Here is an 18,636-nt window from a genome sequence, read left to right on the forward strand (position 1 = left end):
CAAGCCATGACGATGCTGATTCCGTATGCGAACCTCGAACCGGTGTCGTGGAAGAACGGCGGCGGCAGCACGACCGAAATCGCCGTGTTCCCACCGGACGCCGACTTCGACGACTTCGACTGGCGCGTGAGCCTCGCCACGATCGCGAACGACGGCCCGTTCTCCATGTTCCCCGGCGTGGAGCGCACGCTGGTGCTCGTCGACGGTCCCGGCATGACGCTCGACATCGACGGCACGCCCACGCTGCTGTCGAAGGGCGAACCGGTCGCCGCGTTCGACGGCGAGTCGCGCGTGGAGGCCAAGCTGAACCGCGGCGCCAGCACCGACTTCAACGTGATGACCCGGACGGACCGCTGCTGGCACCGCTTCGGCCGCCGCCGGCTCGACGGCGACTCCACGTTCGTCGCGCGCGCCGACGTCACCGTGCTGTTCCTGGCCGAAGGCGACAGCCTGGAACTCTGCAGCGACGACCAGCGCATCAACCTCGTGCGCTTCGACGCCGTCGTGCTCGACCCGGACACGAAGTGGAAGCTGCGCGCGGAGCAGGGCGCCATCTTCATCGTCGACATCCATTACTACGACGACGAGGACGACCTCGACAACGAGGACGGCATGTATGAGTGAAGCCGTCGACGTCCTGTACGCGAATGCGCGCGTCGCGACGCTGGCGGATGGCTATGGGATCATCGACGATGGCGCCGTCGCCGTGCGTGACGGCCGTATCGCATGGGTGGGGCCGCGTGCCGAGGCGCCGCCGGCCTCCATCACGCACGATTGCAACGGTCTGTGGCTGACGCCCGGCCTCGTCGACTGCCACACGCACGTCGTCCACGCGGGCAACCGCAGCGACGAATGGGAAGCGCGCCTGAACGGCGCCACGTATGAAGACATCGCGCTGGCCGGTGGCGGCATCATGTCGACCGTGCGCGCCACCCGGGCGGCATCGGAGGACGACTTATTGAAAGCCAGCCTGCCGCGCATCCGTGCGTTGCTGGCCGAAGGCGTGACGACATTGGAAATCAAGTCCGGCTACGGCCTCGACGTCGAATCCGAAGCGAAGATGCTGCGCGTGGCGCGCCGCGTGGGCGAGCTGCTGCCGGTGACCGTCCGCACGACCTTCCTCGGCGCGCACGCGCTGCCGCCCGAGTACGCGGGCCGCGCGGACGACTACATCGACATGCTGTGCAGCGAGATGCTGCCGGCGCTGGCGGCGCAGGGTCTCGTGGATGCGGTCGACGCGTTCTGCGAGCGCATCGGCTTTTCGCACGACCAGACGGCGCGCGTGTTCGACGTCGCACGGCGTCTCGGTCTGCCCGTGAAGCTGCACGCGGAGCAACTGTCCGACCAGGGCGGCGCGGCGCTCGTGGCGCGCTATGGCGGGCTGTCGGCCGATCACCTGGAGTGGCTGTCGGACGAGGGCGTGGCCGCGATGGCGCGCGCGGGTACCGTCGCCGTGCTGCTGCCGGGTGCGTATTACTTCCTGCGCGAGACGCGCATGCCGCCGCTGGCGCAACTGCGCGCCGCGGGCGTGCCGCTGGCCGTCGCCACCGACTGCAACCCGGGCACGTCGCCGATGACGTCGCTGCTGCTCGCGCTGAACATGGCGTGCACGCTGTGGCGCCTGACGCCGCTGGAAGCCTTGCGCGGCGTGACCGTCAACGCGGCGCGCGCGCTGGGCCTGCTTGAGACCGGCACCCTGGCGCCGGGCCAGCGGGCCGACTTCGCGTTGTGGGACATCGCCCGGCCGGCCGACCTGGCATATGCGATTGGCGCGAATCCGTGCCGGGGCGTCGTCCGTGCCGGCGTGTGGCGCGATCGGGTATCCTGACGTCTCATCCACAACGCCACCGGAAACCGCATGCTGAGATTTGCCATGCTGGTGCTCGCCTGCGCCGGCATCCTGTCGTCCGCCCACGCGGAGGAACCCCTGCGCGTGGGCTCCAAGCGTTTCACCGAGTCGTACATCCTGGGCGAGATCCTCACCCAGACCGCGGCGCGCGTCGGGCCGGCCGAACACAAGCAAGGCCTGGGCAATACGGCCATCGTGCTGGGCGCGCTGCGCTCGGGTGCCATCGACGTCTATCCGGAATACCTGGGCACCATCGACCTGGAAATCCTCAAGAATGCGCAGCCGACGTCGCTCGACGCGATGCGCGCGGCGCTGCGCCCGCTGGGCCTCGGTGTCGCGGTGCCGCTGGGCTTTTCCAACGGCTACGCGCTGGCGGTGCGTGGTGATGCCAGTGTGCGCCGCCTGTCCGACCTGGCGGCGCATCCAGAAATAAAAATCGGGCTGTCGCATGAATTCCTGGGCCGCGCGGACGGCTGGCCGGGCCTCGCGCGGCGCTACGGCCTCGCGCAGCAACCGCGCGGCTTGGACCACGGCATCGCGTACGAGGCGCTGGCGCAGCGCCAGGTCGACGCCATCGACATCTATTCGACGGACGCCAAGATCCGCCAGTACGGCTTGCGCGTGCTGGACGACGACAAGCAATATTTCCCGCGCTATGACGCCGTGCTGCTGTACCGGCTCGACGTGCCGCAGCGGTTTCCGCAAGCGTGGCGTGCCATCGAGAAATTGGAAGGCACGATCAAGGCGGACGACATGATCGCGATGAACGCGGCGGCCGAACTGGATGGGCAGCCGTTTTCGGCGGTCGCACGCGCGTGGTTGTCCCATGACACTCAGGCAACGGTCCGCGATGGCCTATTCACCAAAACGTTCGGCAACGGCTTCATGAACCTTGCACGCCAGCACCTGCTGCTGGTCGTGCTGGCCGCCCTGCTCGGCAGCGCCGCCGGCATTCCGCTCGGCATCGTGGCCGCGCTCGTGCCGCGCCTGCGCCAGGCCGTGCTGGCCGTGGCGGGCGTCCTGCAGACCGTGCCGTCGCTGGCGCTGCTCGCGATCCTGATCCCGTTGCTCGGCCGCATCGGCACCGTTCCCGCGCTCGTCGCCCTGTGCGCGTATGCGCTGCTGCCCATCGTGCGCAATACATGCACGGGGCTGCTGCAGGTGCCGTCCGGCCTGCGCACGGCGGCGCTGGCGCTGGGGCTGACACGGCGGCAATCGCTGGTCGAGGTCGAGTTGCCGCTGGCCATGCCGACGATCCTCGCCGGCGTGAAAACGGCGGCCGTGATGAGCGTTGGCACGGCCACCATCGCCGCCTTCATCGGCGCCGGCGGCTTCGGCGAACGCATCACCACGGGCCTCGCGCTGAACGACAACGACATGCTGCTGGCGGGTGCGATCCCGGCCGCGTTGCTGGCCTTGCTGACCCAGGCAGTATTCGAACTGTGCGAGCGTCTTCTGGCGCAGCGCCGGCGCTACAGCGATTGAAGCTTGGAACGGGTCGTGGAGATCGCGCGGTGCAGGATGCGTTCCGCGTGGAAGTCGTTTTCGCGCTGGACGGCAATGGCGTGCAGGCTGCGGGTATAGGTGTCTATCCGGGAGCGGAGCCAAACCCGGTAGACCCATCGGGTGATCGTTTTCATGTCCATGTCCTCGTGAATGATCACATTGTCCCGCTCGACGCGTTCTTGCATTTGTGATCACTCAATCGAGTCCGGCCCACAAACCCCAGCTTTCTGTTACCGAGGTAAGCATTTGTAAGGAACCTGCACACACCGCGGTCGGGAGACTATATTGAAGCCACTGGATTCAAGTCTCCCCTCCCCATCGACGAATGGGTTCACCCGCGGCGCTGCGAACAGCCCGCGGGTTTTTTCTTGCCTGAATCAGCCTTGGGCCAGCGCTTCCAGCGGCGCGCCCGTGACGCGGCAGATGCGCCAGTCCGGCATGACCTCGGCGCCCATCGATTGATAGAAATTGATTGCCGGCGTGTTCCAGTCCAGTACGGACCATTCGAAGCGGCCGCAGCCGCGATCGACGGCCAGGCGCGCGAGATGCTTCAGCATGCGGCTGCCATAACCCTTGCCGCGATGCGATTGGCGCACGTACAGATCTTCCAGATACAGCCCACGCTTGGTGAGGAACGTCGAGAAATTGTGGAAGAACAGGGCAAACGTGACGACTTCGCCATCCGCTTCGCCGACGATGGCTTCGCAGGCCGGCTGCGGGCCGAACAGGCCTTCGTGCAATTTCTCTTCCGTCGCCACGACAAGGTGCTCGAGCTTTTCGAACACGGCCAGCTCGACGATCATCGATTGGATGTGGGGGACGTCGGCCGGCGTGGCGGGGCGGATCGCGAAGGTGGTATCAAGAGTCATGGCGTCGTTTCGATGCAATCGTTGAGGTTGACGGAAGCGGCTGGCCTGGCCGCAGGGGAACGTAATGCCCAGGCGACACTGCCCAGGCACACGGCCATGCCCAGCCATTCGGTCAGGCCGGGGCGGTAGTGTTCGAGCCTGATCGACAGCAGCACGGAGATCACGGGCGTGATCACGCCGATGTACACGGCCTTGTTCGAGCCGATGCGGTTGATCAGCGTGAAGTAGCAGATGAAGGCGACGACCGAGCCGAAGATGGACAGGTGCAGCAGGCCCAGCACGTAGCTGGCCGTGCGCGGGATGATGAAGGCCTGGCCGGTCGCCAGGCACCACGCGGCAACCATGCACGTGCCCCAGAACATCGACCAGCCCGTCGTCAGCACCAGGTTGTTCGATTCCTCGCGCACCTTGCCGACGACGATGCTGCCCGCCGAGCTGGCGATCGACGCGGCGATGCCGAGCACGAGGCCGAGGGTGAAATGGCCTTGGCCGCCCTGGCCCAGGTGGCGCAGCTCGGTGCCGATCGCATGCCAGAACAGCAGCGTGACGCCGGCGATGGCCGCGGCGCCGGCGCCCCACGTGCGGCGCGGGATCGGCGTGCCGAACGCGATGCGGGCACAGATCGGCGTCCAGAACACCATCAGCGCGAACAGCACGGCGACGAGCGCCGACACGACATATTGTTCGGCGTTGTACGTGCAGACGTACGACACGCAGAACGTAAAGAATCCTTGCAGCAGGGTCCAGCGCTGGACGCGCCAGGGCAGCCGCAGCTTGTCGCCGCGCATCAGACAGTAGGCGAACAGCGTCAGCGACGCGAGCGCGAACCGGTAGACGACCGACACCGCGGGCGGGACTTCACCCAGCTCGAGCGTGATCGCGAAGAAAGTCGATCCCCAGATCAGGGACGCAATGGTGAAGAGGACATAGGAGGGCATCGCGAAAGTATATCGCGATCCCTCTACCGTCGTGGCCGGTGGTAAATGTCAGTGCGTCACGCGCGTCGTGTACCCGTTGCTGAGCAGACGTACGCGTTCTCCCGGCCGGAACATCTCGTCGGCCGCCTGCGTGATGGAACGCAGTTCGCCGTTGTCGAGCTTGACGGTGATTTCGAAACCGGGCCGGTTGTTGGCCTGGTTCTCGACGCGGTTGCCGATGATGCCGCCCGCGACGGCGCCCAGGATGCCGACCGCGGCCGAGCCGTTGCCGCCGCCGACCTGCGAACCGCCCAGACCGCCCAGTGCGGCGCCCGCCATCGTGCCGACGCCGGATTCCGGATTCGCGATCGTCACGTTGCGGACGGATTCCACGGTGCCCATGCGCACCGATTGTTCATTCATCGTCTGGTAGCTGCTGTAGACGCTGCCCGAATTCGACGGGCCCGCGCACGCGGCGAGCAGGGCGGTCAGCGGGACGAGGGCGAGGATGGCGATGCGTTTCATATTCACTCCAATAATTAATATGCGACATGGAGGCGACGATACAAAAAACCAAGCACGAACAGCGGACCGATCAGCAGGAAGCGCACGTCGTCGAAGAACGACGGTTTCTTGCCTTCGATCTTGTGCCCGATGAATTGGCCGATCCACGCGACGACGAAGATCGCGATCGACAGCGGCAGCACGGTGAACGGCGGCATCAGCGCGAGCAGCGCCAGCATCACGGCGCTCATCAACAGCATGCCGAATGCGAACGGCGGCGACAGCCGGAAGTAATACACGAGTGCCGCAAGCACCGCCACGACGGCGACGGCCGGGTGGATGCTCCACAGGATGCCCAGCAGGGTGAACACGATCACGGGCACGCACACAATATGGATCAGCTCGTTGGTCGGATTGCGGTGGCTGTCGCTGTACTGGTCGAGCAGCACGTCGATGGTCCGGGGCATCGTGGTCTCCTGTCCTGTGGTGCTTTCGATTCTACACCCGTGATTACGCCGCGGCCGGGACAGGCGCAGAGGTCGCAGCAAATGAGCGTGGCAACGCGCCCATGTGCATGTACGGATTCGCGGCGAACAGCTCGGCCACCCATTCGACGAACACGCGCACCTTCGCGGACAGGTGGCGGTTCTGCGGATACACGACGTGGATCGGCAGCGGATCGCTGCGCCAGTCCGCCAGCACCTGCACCATGCGCCCCGTCGCCACGTGCTTGTCGAGCAGGTAGTCCGTCATCTGGATGACGCCGAGGCCCGCCAGTCCCGCTTCCACGTACGCGTTGGAATCGTTCAGCGCGATCACGCCGCGCATGGGCACCTCGATCCGTTCGTCGCCGCGGTTGAAATCCCAGTCGAAGATCTTGCCCGTCTTGGCCGAGAAATAATTCACGCAGCGGTGGCGCTCGAGGTCGCGCGGATGCTGGGGCATGCCGTGGCGCGCGATGTACGCGGGCGACGCCGCCGTCAGGAAGTTGACGACGCCCACGCGCCGCGCGATCAGGCTCGTGTCGCCCAGGGTGCCACCGCGCACGGCGCAGTCGACGCCTTCTTCGACCAGGTCCACCGGACGGTCGGAACTGCCCAGTTCCAGCATGATGTCGGGATAGCGCTCGAAGAAGTCGGGCAGGGCGGGCACGAGGATCTCGCTCGACAGCCCCGTCGGGGTATCGACCCGCAGCCGCCCGCTGGGCGACAGGCGCGTGCGCGACAGCGATTCCTCGGCGTCGCGCACGTCGGACAGGATGCGCAGGCAGCGCTCGTAATACGCGGCACCGTCCGTCGTCACCGTCACCTGGCGCGTGGTCCGGTGCAGCAGCTTGGCCGACAGCGCCGCCTCGAGCGCCTGCACGAGCGTCGACACCGTCGCCTTGGGCAGGTTCATCATCTCGGCTGCCCGGGTGAAGCTGCCGGCGTCCACGACCTGCACGAAAACTTCCATCGCTTGTAACTTGTTCATACTAGATCGGCATCATATAAACGGTGAGAATGCGTGATTGTTCAAAAATCTGAACAATCGATTCGTAATTGAGCTATTTATTAGATTCTAGTCGAAGTTTATAGTGTCGGTACGGTAGCTGATAGTTTCGATATTTGACACACCCAAGGAGAGGATCATGAAAGCGCATCGCGATGGAATCGCGGCAGTGTTCGGGCTGGTACTCGGCGTAGTGGCCATGGCAGGCACGGTACTCACCGACGAGTACGCGCATGCGGCCGGTGCCGAGGCACGCGGATACGATGCGTTGTTCCACGTCGTCGCCACGGGCGAACAATGCGATGCGACCGCGATCCCGTCCGTGCTGGTAGCGTCCAATGAGGTAAGCCGGTGAGCGTGGCACGCAAAGCCGACGACGGCCATACGCTGGCGGTCCGCGACCTGCAGGTCGTGGGCGCGGAAGGACCGCTGGCGGCCCGCCTGTACAAGGCTGCCGTCGACGGCAAGCGCGACGTGCTGATCGTGTTCTTCCATGGCGGCGGCTTCGTCGACGGCGACCTGGAAGATGCCGATCCGTTCCTGCGCCACCTGTCCGAGGCGAGCGGGTATCCGGTCGTGCTGTCGTCGACCTATACGCTGGCGACGGTGAAGCCGTTCCCGGCCGCCGCGGAAGATGCGCATGCCGTGCTGCTGTGGGCAAAGAAGAACAAGACAAAGCTCGGCTGGACCGGCAAGCGCATGCTGGTCGCGGGCATCGAGGCCGGCGCGAACCTCGCCGCCGTGTGCACCCTGATGGCGCGCGACCGGGGTGCGCCGCGGCTGGCCGGCCAGATCCTCTTGATGCCGATGCTGGACCCGGGCCTGTCGACCTGCTCGATGCGCGAGATGCCGACCTGCCCCGACAAGGCGAAGGTGTTCGACGAATGCGCCGCCGCCTACCGGGGCTATCTGCCGCACGCGGCGGACCGTAGCCATCCGTATGCCTCGCCGCTGCAGTCGAGCCGTTTGAAGAACCTGCCGCCGGCCCTGATCCTGTCGATCGAGGACGACCCGCTGCGCGACGAAGCGGAAGCCTACGGCGGCAAACTGATCCAGTCGGGCGTGCCGACGACGGTCAGACGCCTGCAGGCGGCGCAACGCCTGCAGGAGCCGAATGCGCGAGATACGTGTGCCTGTCGGGGCCATGCATTGAGCGAGATTGCCAACTTCATTGCCGGACTCGACGAGGAAGACGAACCGGCCAGCTGTTGACCTCGTAGTTCATCTGATTTACCACCAACGATAAAGACGTGCCCGCGAGGCACGGGAGACCTGTCTTTTCCTGCAAAAGCCTGGAAAGGACCGTTTTCGTCCAATCATTAAAAGCTAGTTAATAACCGGAGGGCTAACCATGAAAACGATTCAACAATTCCAGATGGCCGTGCGACCCGTCGTGCTGGCGCTGGGCGCAGCCGGCGTTGCGGCCCTGATTGCGGGCTGCTCGGATGCAACCGGCAAGGCAGCCGAGGCGCAAACCCAGGCGCAGGCAGGTCCGCCCGTGTCGGCGGCCGCCGTGCTCGAAAAGCCGGTGGCCGAAACGCAGGAATTCTCGGGCCGTCTCGAAGCCATCGAGCGGGTCGAGATCCGTCCGCGCGTGTCGGGCTACATCACCGCCGTCAACTTCAAGCCGGGTGCGGAAGTGAAAAAGGGCGACGTGCTGTTCGTGATCGATCCGCGTCCGTACCAGGCCGAAGCCGAGCGCGCCGTCGCGGCCGCCAAATCGGCCCGCGCCAAGGCCGACCTGGCCCGCACGGAACTGGCCCGCGCCGAGCGCCTGCTGGGCGACAAGGCGATCGCGCAGCGCGAATACGACGCGAGCCTGTCGAGCCAGAAGGAACTCGACGCCTCCGCCCGCGCCGCCGAAGCCCAGGCCGAAGCCGCGCGCCTGAACCTGTCGTACACCCGCGTGATCTCGCCGATCAACGGCCGCGTGTCGAAGGCCGAGATCACCCTCGGCAACCTGGTCGATGCATCGGCCGTGCTGACGTCCGTCGTGTCGCTGGACCGCATCTACGCGAGTTTCGACGGCGACGAAGAGACCTATCTGCGCGTCGCCAAGCAGGCGCACGACGGCCAGTCGGTGCCGGTGAAGGTGGGCCTCGTCAACGAAGAAGGCTACCCGCACGAGGGCAAGCTGGAATTCGTCGACAACCAGCTCGACTCGCAGACCGGTTCCGTGCGCATGCGCGCCACGTTCGAGAACAAGGACCGCAGCATGGCGCCCGGCCTGTTCGCCCGCGTGCAGATCGGCGGCGGCGAAGCCAAGCCCGCGCTGCTGATCACGGACCGCGCCATCGGGACGGACCAGAGCCACAAGTTCGTGTTCGTCGTGGGCGCGGACGGCAAGGCCGAGTACCGCGAAGTGAAGCTCGGCCCCGTCGTCGACGGCCTGCGCGTGGTGCGCGCCGGCCTGAAGCCGGGCGAGAAGATCGTCGTCAACGGCCTGCAGCGCGTGCGTCCGGGTGCGCCCATCACGGCGCAGACCGTGCCGATGGTCGCATCGCTGGCGCCTGCGAAAGCGCCCGGCAAGGACGCGAAGCTGGCCATGGCTGACACGAAGTAATCCCATAAGACCGAGGGACAAGAACAAATGAACATCTCACGCTTTTTCGTCGACAAGCCGATCTTTGCGGCCGTGCTGTCGGTGCTGGTCTTCGTGGCCGGCCTCATCTCGATCTTCGAGTTGCCGATCTCCGAGTACCCGGACGTCGTGCCGCCCTCCGTGGTGGTGCGCGCCCAATACCCGGGCGCCAACCCGAAGGTGATCGCGGAAACCGTCGCGACGCCGCTGGAGCAGGAAATCAACGGCGTCGAAAACATGCTGTACATGACGTCGCAGAACACCTCCGACGGCGCGCTGATGCTGACGGTGACTTTTAAAATCGGCACCAACGTGGAGCAGGCCGAGACGGCCGTGCAGAACCGCGTCCAGCGCGCGCTCCCGCGCCTGCCGGACGAGGTGCGCCAGATCGGCGTCACGACCGTCAAGAGCTCGCCCAACATCACGATGGTGGTCCACCTGCGCTCGCCGGATGGTCGCTATGACGACCTCTATCTGCGCAACTACGCCACGCTGAACGTCAAGGACGAACTCGCGCGCATCAACGGCATGGGCGAAGTCCAGCTGTTCGGTTCGGGCGACTACGCGATGCGCGTCTGGCTCGATCCGCAAAAGGTCGCGGCACGCAACCTGACCGCCAGCGACATCGTGAACGCGATCCGCGAGCAGAACGTGCAGGTGGCGGCCGGTGTCATCGGCCAGGGCCCGTCGAAAGGCGCGGACTTCCAGCTGACCGTCAACACGCAGGGCCGCCTGCAGTCGGTCGAGGAGTTCGGCAATATCGTCATCAAGACCAATGCCGACGGCGCGACCACGCTGCTGAAGGACGTCGCGCGCCTCGAAATGGGCTCGAACTCGTACGCCCTGCGCGCGCTGCTGGACAACCAGTCGGCCGTGGCGATCCCCATCTTCCAGGCGCCGAACGCCAACGCGCTGCAACTGTCGTCCGACGTGCGCGCCAAGATGAAGGAGCTGTCGAAAGATTTCCCGGAAGGCGTCGAATACAGCATTGTGTACGACCCGACCCAATTCGTGCGTGAGTCGATCAACTCCGTGATCCACACGCTGATCGAAGCCGTGATCCTGGTGGCCATCGTCGTCATCGTGTTCCTGCAGACGTGGCGCGCCTCGGTGATCCCGCTGCTGGCCGTGCCGGTGTCCGTCGTCGGCACGTTCGCGGTGATGCTCGCCTGCGGCTTCTCGATCAACACGCTGTCGCTGTTCGGCCTCGTGCTCGCCATCGGTATCGTGGTGGACGACGCGATCGTCGTGGTGGAGAACGTCGAGCGCAACATCGCGAACGGCCTGAATCCGCACGACGCGACCGTGCAGGCGATGAAGGAAGTCTCCGGCCCGATCATCGCGATTGCCCTGGTGCTGTGCGCCGTGTTCATCCCGATCGCGTTCGTCTCGGGCCTGACCGGCCAGTTCTACCGCCAGTTCGCGCTGACCATCGCCATCTCGACCGTGATCTCCGCGTTCTCGTCGCTGACGCTGGCCCCGGCACTGTCGGCCGCGCTGCTGCAATCGCACAATGCGCCGAAGGACCGCCTGACCCGCATGATGGACGCCGTGTTCGGCCGCTTCTTCGCCGGCTTCAACCGCTTCTTCGGCCGCTCGTCGCATGCCTATGAAGGCGGCGTGAAGGGCGTCCTGAAGCGCAAGAGCGCCACGCTGGGCGTGTACGTGCTGCTCGCCATCGCCGGTATCTTCATGTTCAAGGCGGTGCCTCCGGGCTTCGTGCCGGCGCAGGACAAGGCTTACCTGATCGGCTTCGCGCAATTGCCGGACGCCGCCTCGCTGGACCGCACGGACGCCGTCATCCGCAAGATGTCGGACGTCGCCAAGCAGATCCCGGGCGTGGAATCGTCGGTCGCGTTCCCGGGCCTGTCGATCAACGGCTTCACCAACGCCCCGAACGCCGGCATCGTGTTCACCACGCTGAAACCGTTCGACGAACGCAAAGGCAAGGAGCAGAGCGCCGACGCGATCGCCGCCGAGATCAACAAGCGCATGGGCGCCATCGAGGACGCGTTCGTGATGGTGCTGTCGCCCCCGCCGGTGAACGGCCTGGGTACGACGGGCGGCTTCAAGATGATGATCGAGGACCGCGCGGGCGTCGGCTACGACGAGCTGTATAAAGCCGTGCAGGCCGTGCAGGCCAAGGCGTGGACCGACAAGCGCCTGCAAGGCGTGTTCTCGGGCTACCAGATCAACGTGCCGCAGCTGTTCGCCGACGTCGACCGCGTGAAAGCGAAGCAGCTGGGCGTGCCGCTGGCCGAGATCAACCAGACCTTGCAGATCAACCTCGGTTCGCTGTACGTGAACGACTTCAACCAGTTCGGCCGCACGTACCAGGTGCGCGTGCAGGCGGATGCGCCGTTCCGTTCGCAGCGCGAGCAGATCGCGCAGCTGAAGGTCCGCAGCGACAAGGGCGAGATGATCCCGCTGTCCTCGCTCATGAAGGTCAAGGACACGTATGGTCCGGATCGCGTGCAGCGCTACAACGGCTACGTCGCCGCCGAGCTGAATGGCGGCCCGGCACCGGGCGTGTCGTCGGGCCAGGCGCAGGCCGCGATGGAAGAAATCGTCAAGGCCACGCTGCCGAAAGGGGTCTCGTACGAATGGACCGACCTGACGTACCAGGACATCCTGGCCGGTAACACCATGCTGTACGTGTTCCCGCTGTGCGTGCTGCTCGTGTTCCTCGTGCTCGCCGCGCAGTACGAAAGCTGGACGCTGCCGCTGGCCGTGATCCTGATCGTGCCGATGTCGATCCTGTGCGCCCTCATCGGCGTCAAGCTCACCGGCGGCGACAACAACGTGTTCACGCAGATCGCCCTGTTCGTGCTCGTGGGCCTTGCGTCGAAGAACGCGATCCTGATCGTGGAATTCGCGCTGGAGCTGGAACACCATGGCCGCAGTACCGTGGCCGCCGCGCTGGAAGCCTGCCGCCTGCGTCTGCGTCCGATCCTGATGACGTCGATCGCGTTCATCATGGGCGTGGTGCCGCTGGTGCTGTCGCACGGTGCCGGTGCCGAGATGCGCCACGCGATGGGCGTCGCCGTGTTCGCCGGCATGCTGGGCGTGACGTTCTTCGGCCTGTTCCTGACGCCGGTGTTCTACGTCCTGCTGCGCACGCTGGCCAAGCGTTTCGAGAAGCCGAAGCATGCCCACGCCCACGACACGGCGCCGAATACCGTCGTCGATGGCGACCATGCACCGGCCCTGGAAGGAAACTGATATGAAAACGATGATTGCAAGGGGCGTGGCCCCGCTGATGGCGGCCCTGCTGCTGACGGCGTGCGCCGCCCCGGAATTCAAGCAACCGAGCATCACGACGCCGACGGCGTTCAAGGAGTCGCAAACGGTGCCTGCCGGCGCAGCCAATGACGTGCGCAGCGCCGCCGACGGCACCACGTGGACCGTCGGCCGTCCGGCCGAAGCCCAGCCGCGCGGCGAATGGTGGCGCGCCTTCCACGACGAGACGCTGAATGGCCTCATCGCGGAAGCGACGGCCAACAACCAGAGCCTGACGGTGGCCGCCGCCCGCGTGAAGCAGGCCCGCGCCATCGCGGGCATCGCCGAAGCGGACCGCATCCCGCAGGTGGGCGTGGGTGTCGGCGCGCAGCGTGAACGCCTGTCGCCGCTGGAAGCGTCGCTGCCGAAGGGTTCTCCCGTCGCGCCGGCGAATGTCTATAGCGCGCGGCTGTCGGCCAGCTACGAGGTCGACCTGTTCGGCCGCGTATCGTCCAATGTGGCGGCCGCCCGCGGCGACGCCGGCGCGGTGGAAGCGACGTACCGCTCCGTGCTGCTGTCGCTGCAGGCCGACGTGGCGCAGACCTATTTCCGCCTCCGTTCGCTGGATGCGGAAATCGCGACCGTCAACCACACGGTGCAGCTGCGCGAAGAGAGCGTGCGCGTGACGGGCCGCCGCTTCGACGCCGGCGACATCGGCGAGTTCGACCTGTCGCGTGCGAAGACGGAACTGGCGACGGCGCGTTCGGAAGCGATCGGCCTGCAGCGCCAGCGCGCCGCGGCGGAGCACGCGCTGGCCGTCCTGCTGGGCAAGCCGGCGTCGAACTTCAGCGCGCCGTCGGCGCCGCTGTCGGATGTCGCCGCGCTGCCGGTGATCCCGGCCGGCCTGCCTTCCACGCTGCTGGAACGCCGTCCCGACATCGCCAGCGCCCAGCGCTCGATGGAGGCGGCGAACGCCCGCATCGGCGTGGCACGCTCCGCGATGTTCCCGGCGCTGAACCTGTCGGCGGGCGCCGGCGGCGTCGGCACGAGCTTCGCCGAGGTGTTCAAGTGGAGCAGCCGTTCGTGGCTGCTGGGCGCCGCGCTGTCGATGCCGCTGATCGACGGTGGCCGCAACCGCAACAACGTCGTGCGCAGCGAGGCCGCGCTGGAAGAAGCGGTCGGCGCCTACCGCCAGAGCGTTCTGACCGCGTTCGCCGAGGTCGAGGACAACCTGGCCGGCCTGCGCATCCTGGCGGGGCAGAGCGCCGAGATCGAGGCGGGCGTGGTCTCCGCCCGCCGCTCGGCCGACCTGGCGCAGAAGCTGTACGACGCGGGCCGCGGCAGCTACCTCGAACTGCTGGACGCGCAGCGCAACCTGGCGATCGTCGAGCGCAATGCCGTGCAGCTGCGCGGCGACCGTGCGATCACCACCGTGGCGCTGATCCGCGCGCTGGGTGGCGGCTGGGATGCCGCTGCCCGCGCGGACGATACCGCGCAGGCGCGCAACTGAAGACGAAGTCCCTGGCCTTACTGTGATTCCGGTAATGCCCTTTGCGGCGGTACGTGCGAGCGTATCGCCGCTTTTTTCGTGTTTAAGATCCGTCGTTCCCGGACTAGGCGTCCCCCTTGGCGGGAACCCATGCGAGTGCCCGAAGTAGAATCAGCATGGATTCCCGTGTGCACGGGAATGACGTGTTCATGTACCGTCATAGCGCCAGACTGCGCGCTACAATGTTTTCATGTCTGCACCTATCGACTCCGCCCAACTCGCCGGCCTCGCCCCCGTCATCGCCCCCGACACGCGCATCCTCGTCCTGGGCAGCTTCCCGGGCGCCGCATCGCTCGCGGCGCAGCAGTACTATGCCCACCCGCGTAACGCGCTGTGGCCGATCCTGTCCGCGCTCACCCATGAAGACCTGGGCGGCCTGCCTTACGCCGACCGGTTGCCGCGCCTGCTGGCGCACGGCATCGGCCTGTGGGACGTGCTCGCCGCCTGCGAGCGCGCGGGCAGCCTCGATGCGAATATCCGCAAGCCGGCGGCCAACGATTTCGCACGCCTGCGCCGGCTCTGCCCGCTTCTGGAAACGGTCGGCTTCAACGGGCAGGCGTCGGGCCGGTTCGCGCCGCAGTTTGCCGCCGCCGGTTACCGCACCCTGGTGCTGCCGTCGACCTCGCCGGCGCACGCGGCGCTGTCGTTTGCCCAGAAGTTGGTCATCTGGCACAGCTTAATCAACTAAGAAATTCGCACCATCCGTGGAGACTTGCTAATTGGCCTTACGGTCATGGAGCGCTCCAAGTGGAAGTCGCTGCCGAAGACCGTGCTTGGGGACGACAGCAGGAAAAGCTGGAACACCAGAGCAGCGTCAGCAGCATTCACAGTCGCTACCTGTCAAGACCCGGCTGGTTATACATACGCTTCCTGAACAATTCAGGGCGTTTTTTATGCCAATCCTTGAGAGCACTGCGGTGGTGAGCCAATATTCAAGAAGAAACGGTCGATTCAAAATTGCGTGTATTAGTTGCCTCTCGGAAGAAGGCGCCTTTAAGCGCCCTGCCTTGAGAGAATATAGCCTTGATTTCCAGAAAATTGAAAAGTAAAAATTGACGTTTAGAGTAAAGCGAGATTTCATAATGAAGTCGCTGCCTCCTGATGAAATGATCTATTATTCAGTTATCGTGTTTCGGTTGGCGGTCGAATAAAGTGACGCGCAATTTTCCCAATCTATTTCTTTGGCGACTGATTCCGGCACATTCTCTACAAAAAACCTCCGTGCCTGCTCGTCATCTCCAACAGTCATTGCTATTACTGTAAGAGCTCTGGTCATTTCATAGATTCCGTGTTCTTGGACTGGTGGAAGTGACCGAAGTTTGTAATCAAACAGGTTGTAGTTGCCCAGCTCAATCGGGCCCTCTAGACGCATTCTCAAATACGGGCCAAAAAGCACGTCCAAGACTTCACCTCGTTCATACAAAATCGTCTTTTTGTTTAATTTTGAATATCGATCTGCTGCAAAAAACGCACGCGGCGATGGATTGAATGCGACGGCCTCAACGTTCTGGAATCTCGCTGCCATGTTTAGGGCGATGGCCCCACCGAGTGAATGCCCAACGACGACAATTGGAATCGAAGGGTAGTTGTTGCGGATGTCGTATAAGTGATCGAATGCCTGCTTGAATTGCAGTGGCTCTGAGATGGCGAAGTTCGTCTTCCAATCCTTGAGCGAATAAAAATCAGTGCCGCGATAAACTACGGTAGCCTTCTTGCTAGACCCCCAATCTTTCGCATCTAGATACACGTCTACGTCGAGGCCGCTTTCACTAGATAGACGTGAGACCAATGTCCAACCAGGGACGGCGAAGGTTGGTTTGGTTTGGGGAGTCTTATAAACATTGTTTGCCATCGCAGCGTGTTCGAAATGGCTTCGCGCTAGTTCCACACGATCCTTAATACACTGATCATCACTGCATTCCTTGTTCCTAAGGGTCGAATAAAAGTGCCCGTTTTTGTAGCTGTCTGTGCACGCCATGTGGAATAGGCCATCTTTGTACGAGTCAGAGTAGGGCTTCGACAGTTTGTGTGAACTAACTGCGAAGTTACCATCGACAGGTTTGAGCGGCGGCTGTGTGCAGCCGGCTAGCATCAATCCGCATAACGAAACAAGTAAGCGATACATCTCATCCCCTTTTTCTTCTTTTGTAAGATGAACAACGGTATCACTCAATTTGCCCTAGATTCTCTCATATTGTCACGATGTGTTGCGCAAGCAACGCGAGTCAGCAAACGCCATAAGCGAATGGATGACTCGCGACGACGTCCGATGCAGGAACTTCGTCCCATGTCGAAGGCCCCGGTTATACACAACTTCCTTGCCCGTTACCTTGACGGCCGTAATTTGAACCGCACCGGATTTGCTGGAGGCTCCAACTCTTGAGAGAATGGACCCATGAACAAAAAACCAAGCAAATTTTCGCCCGAGGTCCGTGAACGCGCAGTCCGCCTGGTAAGGGAGCAGCGAGATGAACATCCATCCCAGTGGGCGGCAGTTGAATCAATTGCAGCGATGATCGGCTGTAGCCCGCAAACGCTGCATGAATGGGTCAAGCGCGACCAGGTTGACCAAGGAGAGCGCTCCGGAGTGACAACAGAGGAACGAGAGCGGCTAAAGGCCCTTGAGCGCGAAAACAAGGAGCTGCGGCGCGCCAACGAAATCCTGAAGCTGGCGAGTGCGTTTTTCGCCCAGGCGGAGCTCGACCGCCGGCTGAAGTCCTGAAGGCGTTTATCGATCAGCATCGCGACACCTTCGGGGTCGAGCCGATCTGCAAGGTCTTGCGGATTGCCCCGTCGGGTTATCGGCGCCATGCCGCACAGCTTCGTGATCCGTTAAAGCTGTGTGCCCGGGCGAAGCGCGATGAGATCCTGTGCCCGGAGATCAGCCGGGTTTGGCAGATCAATATGCAGGTCTGCGGCGCGGCCAAGGTTTGGAAGCAGATGAACAGGGAACGCATCGTCGTCGCCCGCTGCACGGTGGAACGCTTGATGAAGAGACTGGGATTGCAAGGTGCTGTACCCGGCAAGCGAATCCGGACAACGATTCCCGACGTTACCGCACCACATCCGCTGGATCGGGTCAATCGGCAATTCTCTGCTGACCGGCCAAATCAGCTGTGGGTGTCGGACTTCACATACGTCTCGACGTGGCAGGGCTGGGTGTACGTGGCATTTGTAGTGGACGTGTTCGCCCGGCGAATCGTCGGCTGGCGTGTCAGTTCATCGATGACCACTGATTTCATTCTCGATGCGCTTGAACAGACACTGTATACCCGCCAACCCGGTGACAAAGGAACGTTGGTCCATAGTTCCGACAGAGGTTCTCAATATTTAAGCATCCGCTACAGTGAGCGTCTTGCCGAAGCGTGTATCGAACCGTCGGTCGGCAGTCGGGGTGATAGTTATGACAACGCGCTGGCTGAAACGATCAACGGCTTTTACAAGACGGAATTGATTCACCGTCCGACCTGGAAAACTGGGGAATCCGTAGAACTAGCAACCCTGGGTGGCCTGGTTCAACCACCATCGGCTGATGGAACCACTGGGCAATATTCCGCCCGCCGAAGCTGAGGCAAACTACTACAAGCAGCTCAAAATCGCTGCCGATGAAGCCGCATTAACTTAAACCAATCAGCCTCCACGATTCCCGGTGCGGTTCAGCTTTGATATCGGCCCCAGCTTCGATTAGCGACGTCGCGAAGGTTCGGCGTCCCGAGTGGCTCGACGCCTGGTCCAGTCCAGCAGAGATGTACATGCGCTTGAACAGCATCTGCATCGTATTGGGACTGAAAGGCCCGCCTTTCCTCGATTTGAACAGTGGTGCATCAGGGCGGACCACGGCTGCGCCGTTGTCACTTCGTTCACGAAGATACAAAGAGAGCGCTTTGCGAAGCTCCTTATTGGTGAGGTAGATAAGGCGTTGCTTCCGCCCCTTGGTTGTGCTGCGCGTAAGCAGTACTTCATCCTTGATCGTACCGTTCGGTGCCAACACATCCTGAACTTTCAGCAAGCTCATTTCTTTGGCGCGAAGCCCCAACGCGACTGAGAAGTAGAGGAGTGTAACGTTACGATTCGCCTGCTCATGTGTTCTCGCTGTTGCGACAACTTGGCGGAACTCCCGTTCAGACAGGACTGGGCCTTTTTCTCAGAGG

General features: G+C 63.7%; 17 protein-coding genes, 1 pseudogene and 1 other annotated feature. Of the genes and pseudogenes, 10 read left to right on the forward strand and 8 right to left on the reverse strand.

What is annotated here, in order from left to right:
* The first annotated feature begins 6 nt into the window (after nucleotides 1–6).
* From ACEN9G_RS16070 to ACEN9G_RS16080, 3 genes are read left to right on the forward strand one after another with little or no spacing between them, the layout of a single operon-like run.
* Nucleotides 7–624 (forward strand): HutD/Ves family protein, encoded by a 618-nt coding sequence (locus ACEN9G_RS16070; protein ID WP_413345854.1) that lies wholly within the window; start codon nucleotides 7–9, stop codon nucleotides 622–624.
* Entirely contained in the window at nucleotides 617–1,828 is a 1,212-nt protein-coding gene (hutI, locus tag ACEN9G_RS16075) for an imidazolonepropionase (RefSeq protein ID WP_483126758.1), read from the forward strand. Before ACEN9G_RS16070 ends, hutI begins: the two co-directional genes overlap by 8 nt.
* 45 nt (nucleotides 1,829–1,873) lie before the next feature.
* Nucleotides 1,874–3,334 carry an ABC transporter permease/substrate-binding protein gene (locus ACEN9G_RS16080; RefSeq protein WP_413340351.1) on the forward strand — a complete coding sequence of 487 codons (1,461 nt, stop codon included), beginning with the start codon at nucleotides 1,874–1,876 and terminating at the stop codon, nucleotides 3,332–3,334.
* On the opposite strand, the gene ACEN9G_RS16085 is transcribed toward ACEN9G_RS16080, so the two are convergent.
* From ACEN9G_RS16085 to ACEN9G_RS16110, 6 genes are all read right to left on the reverse strand, one after another.
* Nucleotides 3,322–3,489, reverse strand: a complete 168-nt coding sequence (locus ACEN9G_RS16085) for a hypothetical protein (protein WP_371767179.1) — start codon at nucleotides 3,487–3,489, stop codon at nucleotides 3,322–3,324. The two genes, ACEN9G_RS16080 and ACEN9G_RS16085, sit on opposite strands and share 13 nt — an antisense overlap.
* A gap of 243 nt (nucleotides 3,490–3,732) precedes the next feature.
* On the reverse strand, nucleotides 3,733–4,224 hold the full coding sequence (locus ACEN9G_RS16090) for a GNAT family N-acetyltransferase (RefSeq protein ID WP_413340336.1): 492 nt from the start codon (nucleotides 4,222–4,224) through the stop codon (nucleotides 3,733–3,735).
* Nucleotides 4,221–5,162, reverse strand: coding sequence for a DMT family transporter (locus ACEN9G_RS16095; protein WP_413340338.1), 942 nt, complete (start codon nucleotides 5,160–5,162; stop codon nucleotides 4,221–4,223). The genes ACEN9G_RS16090 and ACEN9G_RS16095 overlap by 4 nt, the downstream gene beginning before the upstream one ends.
* Nucleotides 5,163–5,210: 48 nt before the next feature.
* The gene (locus ACEN9G_RS16100; RefSeq protein WP_036236083.1) at nucleotides 5,211–5,666 is read right to left on the reverse strand and encodes an outer membrane lipoprotein; all 456 of its coding nucleotides are present in this window, start codon (nucleotides 5,664–5,666) and stop codon (nucleotides 5,211–5,213) included.
* Between the two features lie 14 nt (nucleotides 5,667–5,680).
* Nucleotides 5,681–6,112, reverse strand: coding sequence for an Mpo1 family 2-hydroxy fatty acid dioxygenase (locus tag ACEN9G_RS16105; RefSeq protein ID WP_056124490.1), 432 nt, complete (start codon nucleotides 6,110–6,112; stop codon nucleotides 5,681–5,683).
* 43 nt (nucleotides 6,113–6,155) lie between these two features.
* Nucleotides 6,156–7,118 carry a LysR family transcriptional regulator gene (locus tag ACEN9G_RS16110; RefSeq protein ID WP_413340340.1) on the reverse strand — a complete coding sequence of 321 codons (963 nt, stop codon included), beginning with the start codon at nucleotides 7,116–7,118 and terminating at the stop codon, nucleotides 6,156–6,158.
* A 157-nt stretch (nucleotides 7,119–7,275) separates the two neighbouring features.
* On the opposite strand from ACEN9G_RS16110, the gene ACEN9G_RS16115 reads away from it, so the two are divergent.
* From ACEN9G_RS16115 to ACEN9G_RS16140, 6 genes are all read left to right on the forward strand, one after another.
* Nucleotides 7,276–7,491 carry a hypothetical protein gene (locus ACEN9G_RS16115; protein WP_413340342.1) on the forward strand — a complete coding sequence of 72 codons (216 nt, stop codon included), beginning with the start codon at nucleotides 7,276–7,278 and terminating at the stop codon, nucleotides 7,489–7,491.
* A 2-nt stretch (nucleotides 7,492–7,493) separates the two neighbouring features.
* Entirely contained in the window at nucleotides 7,494–8,348 is an 855-nt protein-coding gene (locus ACEN9G_RS16120) for an alpha/beta hydrolase (RefSeq protein ID WP_413340344.1), read from the forward strand.
* Between the two features lie 139 nt (nucleotides 8,349–8,487).
* On the forward strand, nucleotides 8,488–9,699 hold the full coding sequence (locus ACEN9G_RS16125) for an efflux RND transporter periplasmic adaptor subunit (RefSeq protein WP_413340346.1): 1,212 nt from the start codon (nucleotides 8,488–8,490) through the stop codon (nucleotides 9,697–9,699).
* A gap of 27 nt (nucleotides 9,700–9,726) precedes the next feature.
* Nucleotides 9,727–12,939, forward strand: a complete 3,213-nt coding sequence (locus ACEN9G_RS16130) for an efflux RND transporter permease subunit (protein ID WP_413340348.1) — start codon at nucleotides 9,727–9,729, stop codon at nucleotides 12,937–12,939.
* Between the two features lies 1 nt (nucleotide 12,940).
* A complete protein-coding gene (locus ACEN9G_RS16135) occupies nucleotides 12,941–14,446 on the forward strand; it encodes an efflux transporter outer membrane subunit (protein ID WP_483126759.1) in 1,506 nt (501 codons plus the stop codon).
* A gap of 229 nt (nucleotides 14,447–14,675) precedes the next feature.
* A complete protein-coding gene (locus ACEN9G_RS16140; protein WP_413337805.1) occupies nucleotides 14,676–15,173 on the forward strand; it encodes a DNA-deoxyinosine glycosylase in 498 nt (165 codons plus the stop codon).
* Nucleotides 15,174–15,599: 426 nt separating this feature from the next.
* Here ACEN9G_RS16140 and ACEN9G_RS16145 read toward each other — a convergent pair whose 3' ends face one another.
* Nucleotides 15,600–16,658 carry an alpha/beta fold hydrolase gene (locus ACEN9G_RS16145; RefSeq protein WP_413337806.1) on the reverse strand — a complete coding sequence of 353 codons (1,059 nt, stop codon included), beginning with the start codon at nucleotides 16,656–16,658 and terminating at the stop codon, nucleotides 15,600–15,602.
* A gap of 222 nt (nucleotides 16,659–16,880) precedes the next feature.
* On the opposite strand from ACEN9G_RS16145, the pseudogene ACEN9G_RS16150 reads away from it, so the two are divergent.
* Nucleotides 16,881–18,110 (forward strand): annotated as a pseudogene (locus tag ACEN9G_RS16150) (IS3 family transposase).
* Nucleotides 17,162–17,278 (forward strand) — a sequence feature (AL1L pseudoknot). Its footprint overlaps the pseudogene before it by 117 nt.
* On the opposite strand, the gene ACEN9G_RS16155 reads toward ACEN9G_RS16150, so the two are convergent.
* Nucleotides 18,102–18,614: a tyrosine-type recombinase/integrase gene (locus ACEN9G_RS16155; RefSeq protein WP_413337820.1), complete on the reverse strand. Its 513-nt coding sequence runs from the start codon at nucleotides 18,612–18,614 to the stop codon at nucleotides 18,102–18,104. The pseudogene ACEN9G_RS16150 and the gene ACEN9G_RS16155 overlap by 9 nt on opposite strands.
* Nucleotides 18,615–18,636: the final 22 nt, after the last annotated feature.

It is taken from the genome of Massilia sp. Masssp94, assembly GCF_059491305.1.

Coding starts and splice junctions, on each gene's coding strand:
- ACEN9G_RS16080 (WP_413340351.1), top strand. CDS start 1,874: ATGCTGGTGCTCGCCTGCGCCGGCATCCTGTCGTCCGCCCACGCGGAG.
- ACEN9G_RS16140 (WP_413337805.1), top strand. CDS start 14,676: ATGTCTGCACCTATCGACTCCGCCCAACTCGCCGGCCTCGCCCCCGTC.
- ACEN9G_RS16115 (WP_413340342.1), top strand. CDS start 7,276: ATGAAAGCGCATCGCGATGGAATCGCGGCAGTGTTCGGGCTGGTACTC.
- ACEN9G_RS16130 (WP_413340348.1), top strand. CDS start 9,727: ATGAACATCTCACGCTTTTTCGTCGACAAGCCGATCTTTGCGGCCGTG.
- ACEN9G_RS16095 (WP_413340338.1), bottom strand. CDS start 5,162: ATGCCCTCCTATGTCCTCTTCACCATTGCGTCCCTGATCTGGGGATCG.
- ACEN9G_RS16125 (WP_413340346.1), top strand. CDS start 8,488: ATGAAAACGATTCAACAATTCCAGATGGCCGTGCGACCCGTCGTGCTG.
- ACEN9G_RS16110 (WP_413340340.1), bottom strand. CDS start 7,118: ATGAACAAGTTACAAGCGATGGAAGTTTTCGTGCAGGTCGTGGACGCC.
- ACEN9G_RS16090 (WP_413340336.1), bottom strand. CDS start 4,224: ATGACTCTTGATACCACCTTCGCGATCCGCCCCGCCACGCCGGCCGAC.
- ACEN9G_RS16085 (WP_371767179.1), bottom strand. CDS start 3,489: ATGAAAACGATCACCCGATGGGTCTACCGGGTTTGGCTCCGCTCCCGG.
- hutI (WP_483126758.1), top strand. CDS start 617: ATGAGTGAAGCCGTCGACGTCCTGTACGCGAATGCGCGCGTCGCGACG.
- ACEN9G_RS16135 (WP_483126759.1), top strand. CDS start 12,941: ATGAAAACGATGATTGCAAGGGGCGTGGCCCCGCTGATGGCGGCCCTG.
- ACEN9G_RS16105 (WP_056124490.1), bottom strand. CDS start 6,112: ATGCCCCGGACCATCGACGTGCTGCTCGACCAGTACAGCGACAGCCAC.
- ACEN9G_RS16070 (WP_413345854.1), top strand. CDS start 7: ATGACGATGCTGATTCCGTATGCGAACCTCGAACCGGTGTCGTGGAAG.
- ACEN9G_RS16100 (WP_036236083.1), bottom strand. CDS start 5,666: ATGAAACGCATCGCCATCCTCGCCCTCGTCCCGCTGACCGCCCTGCTC.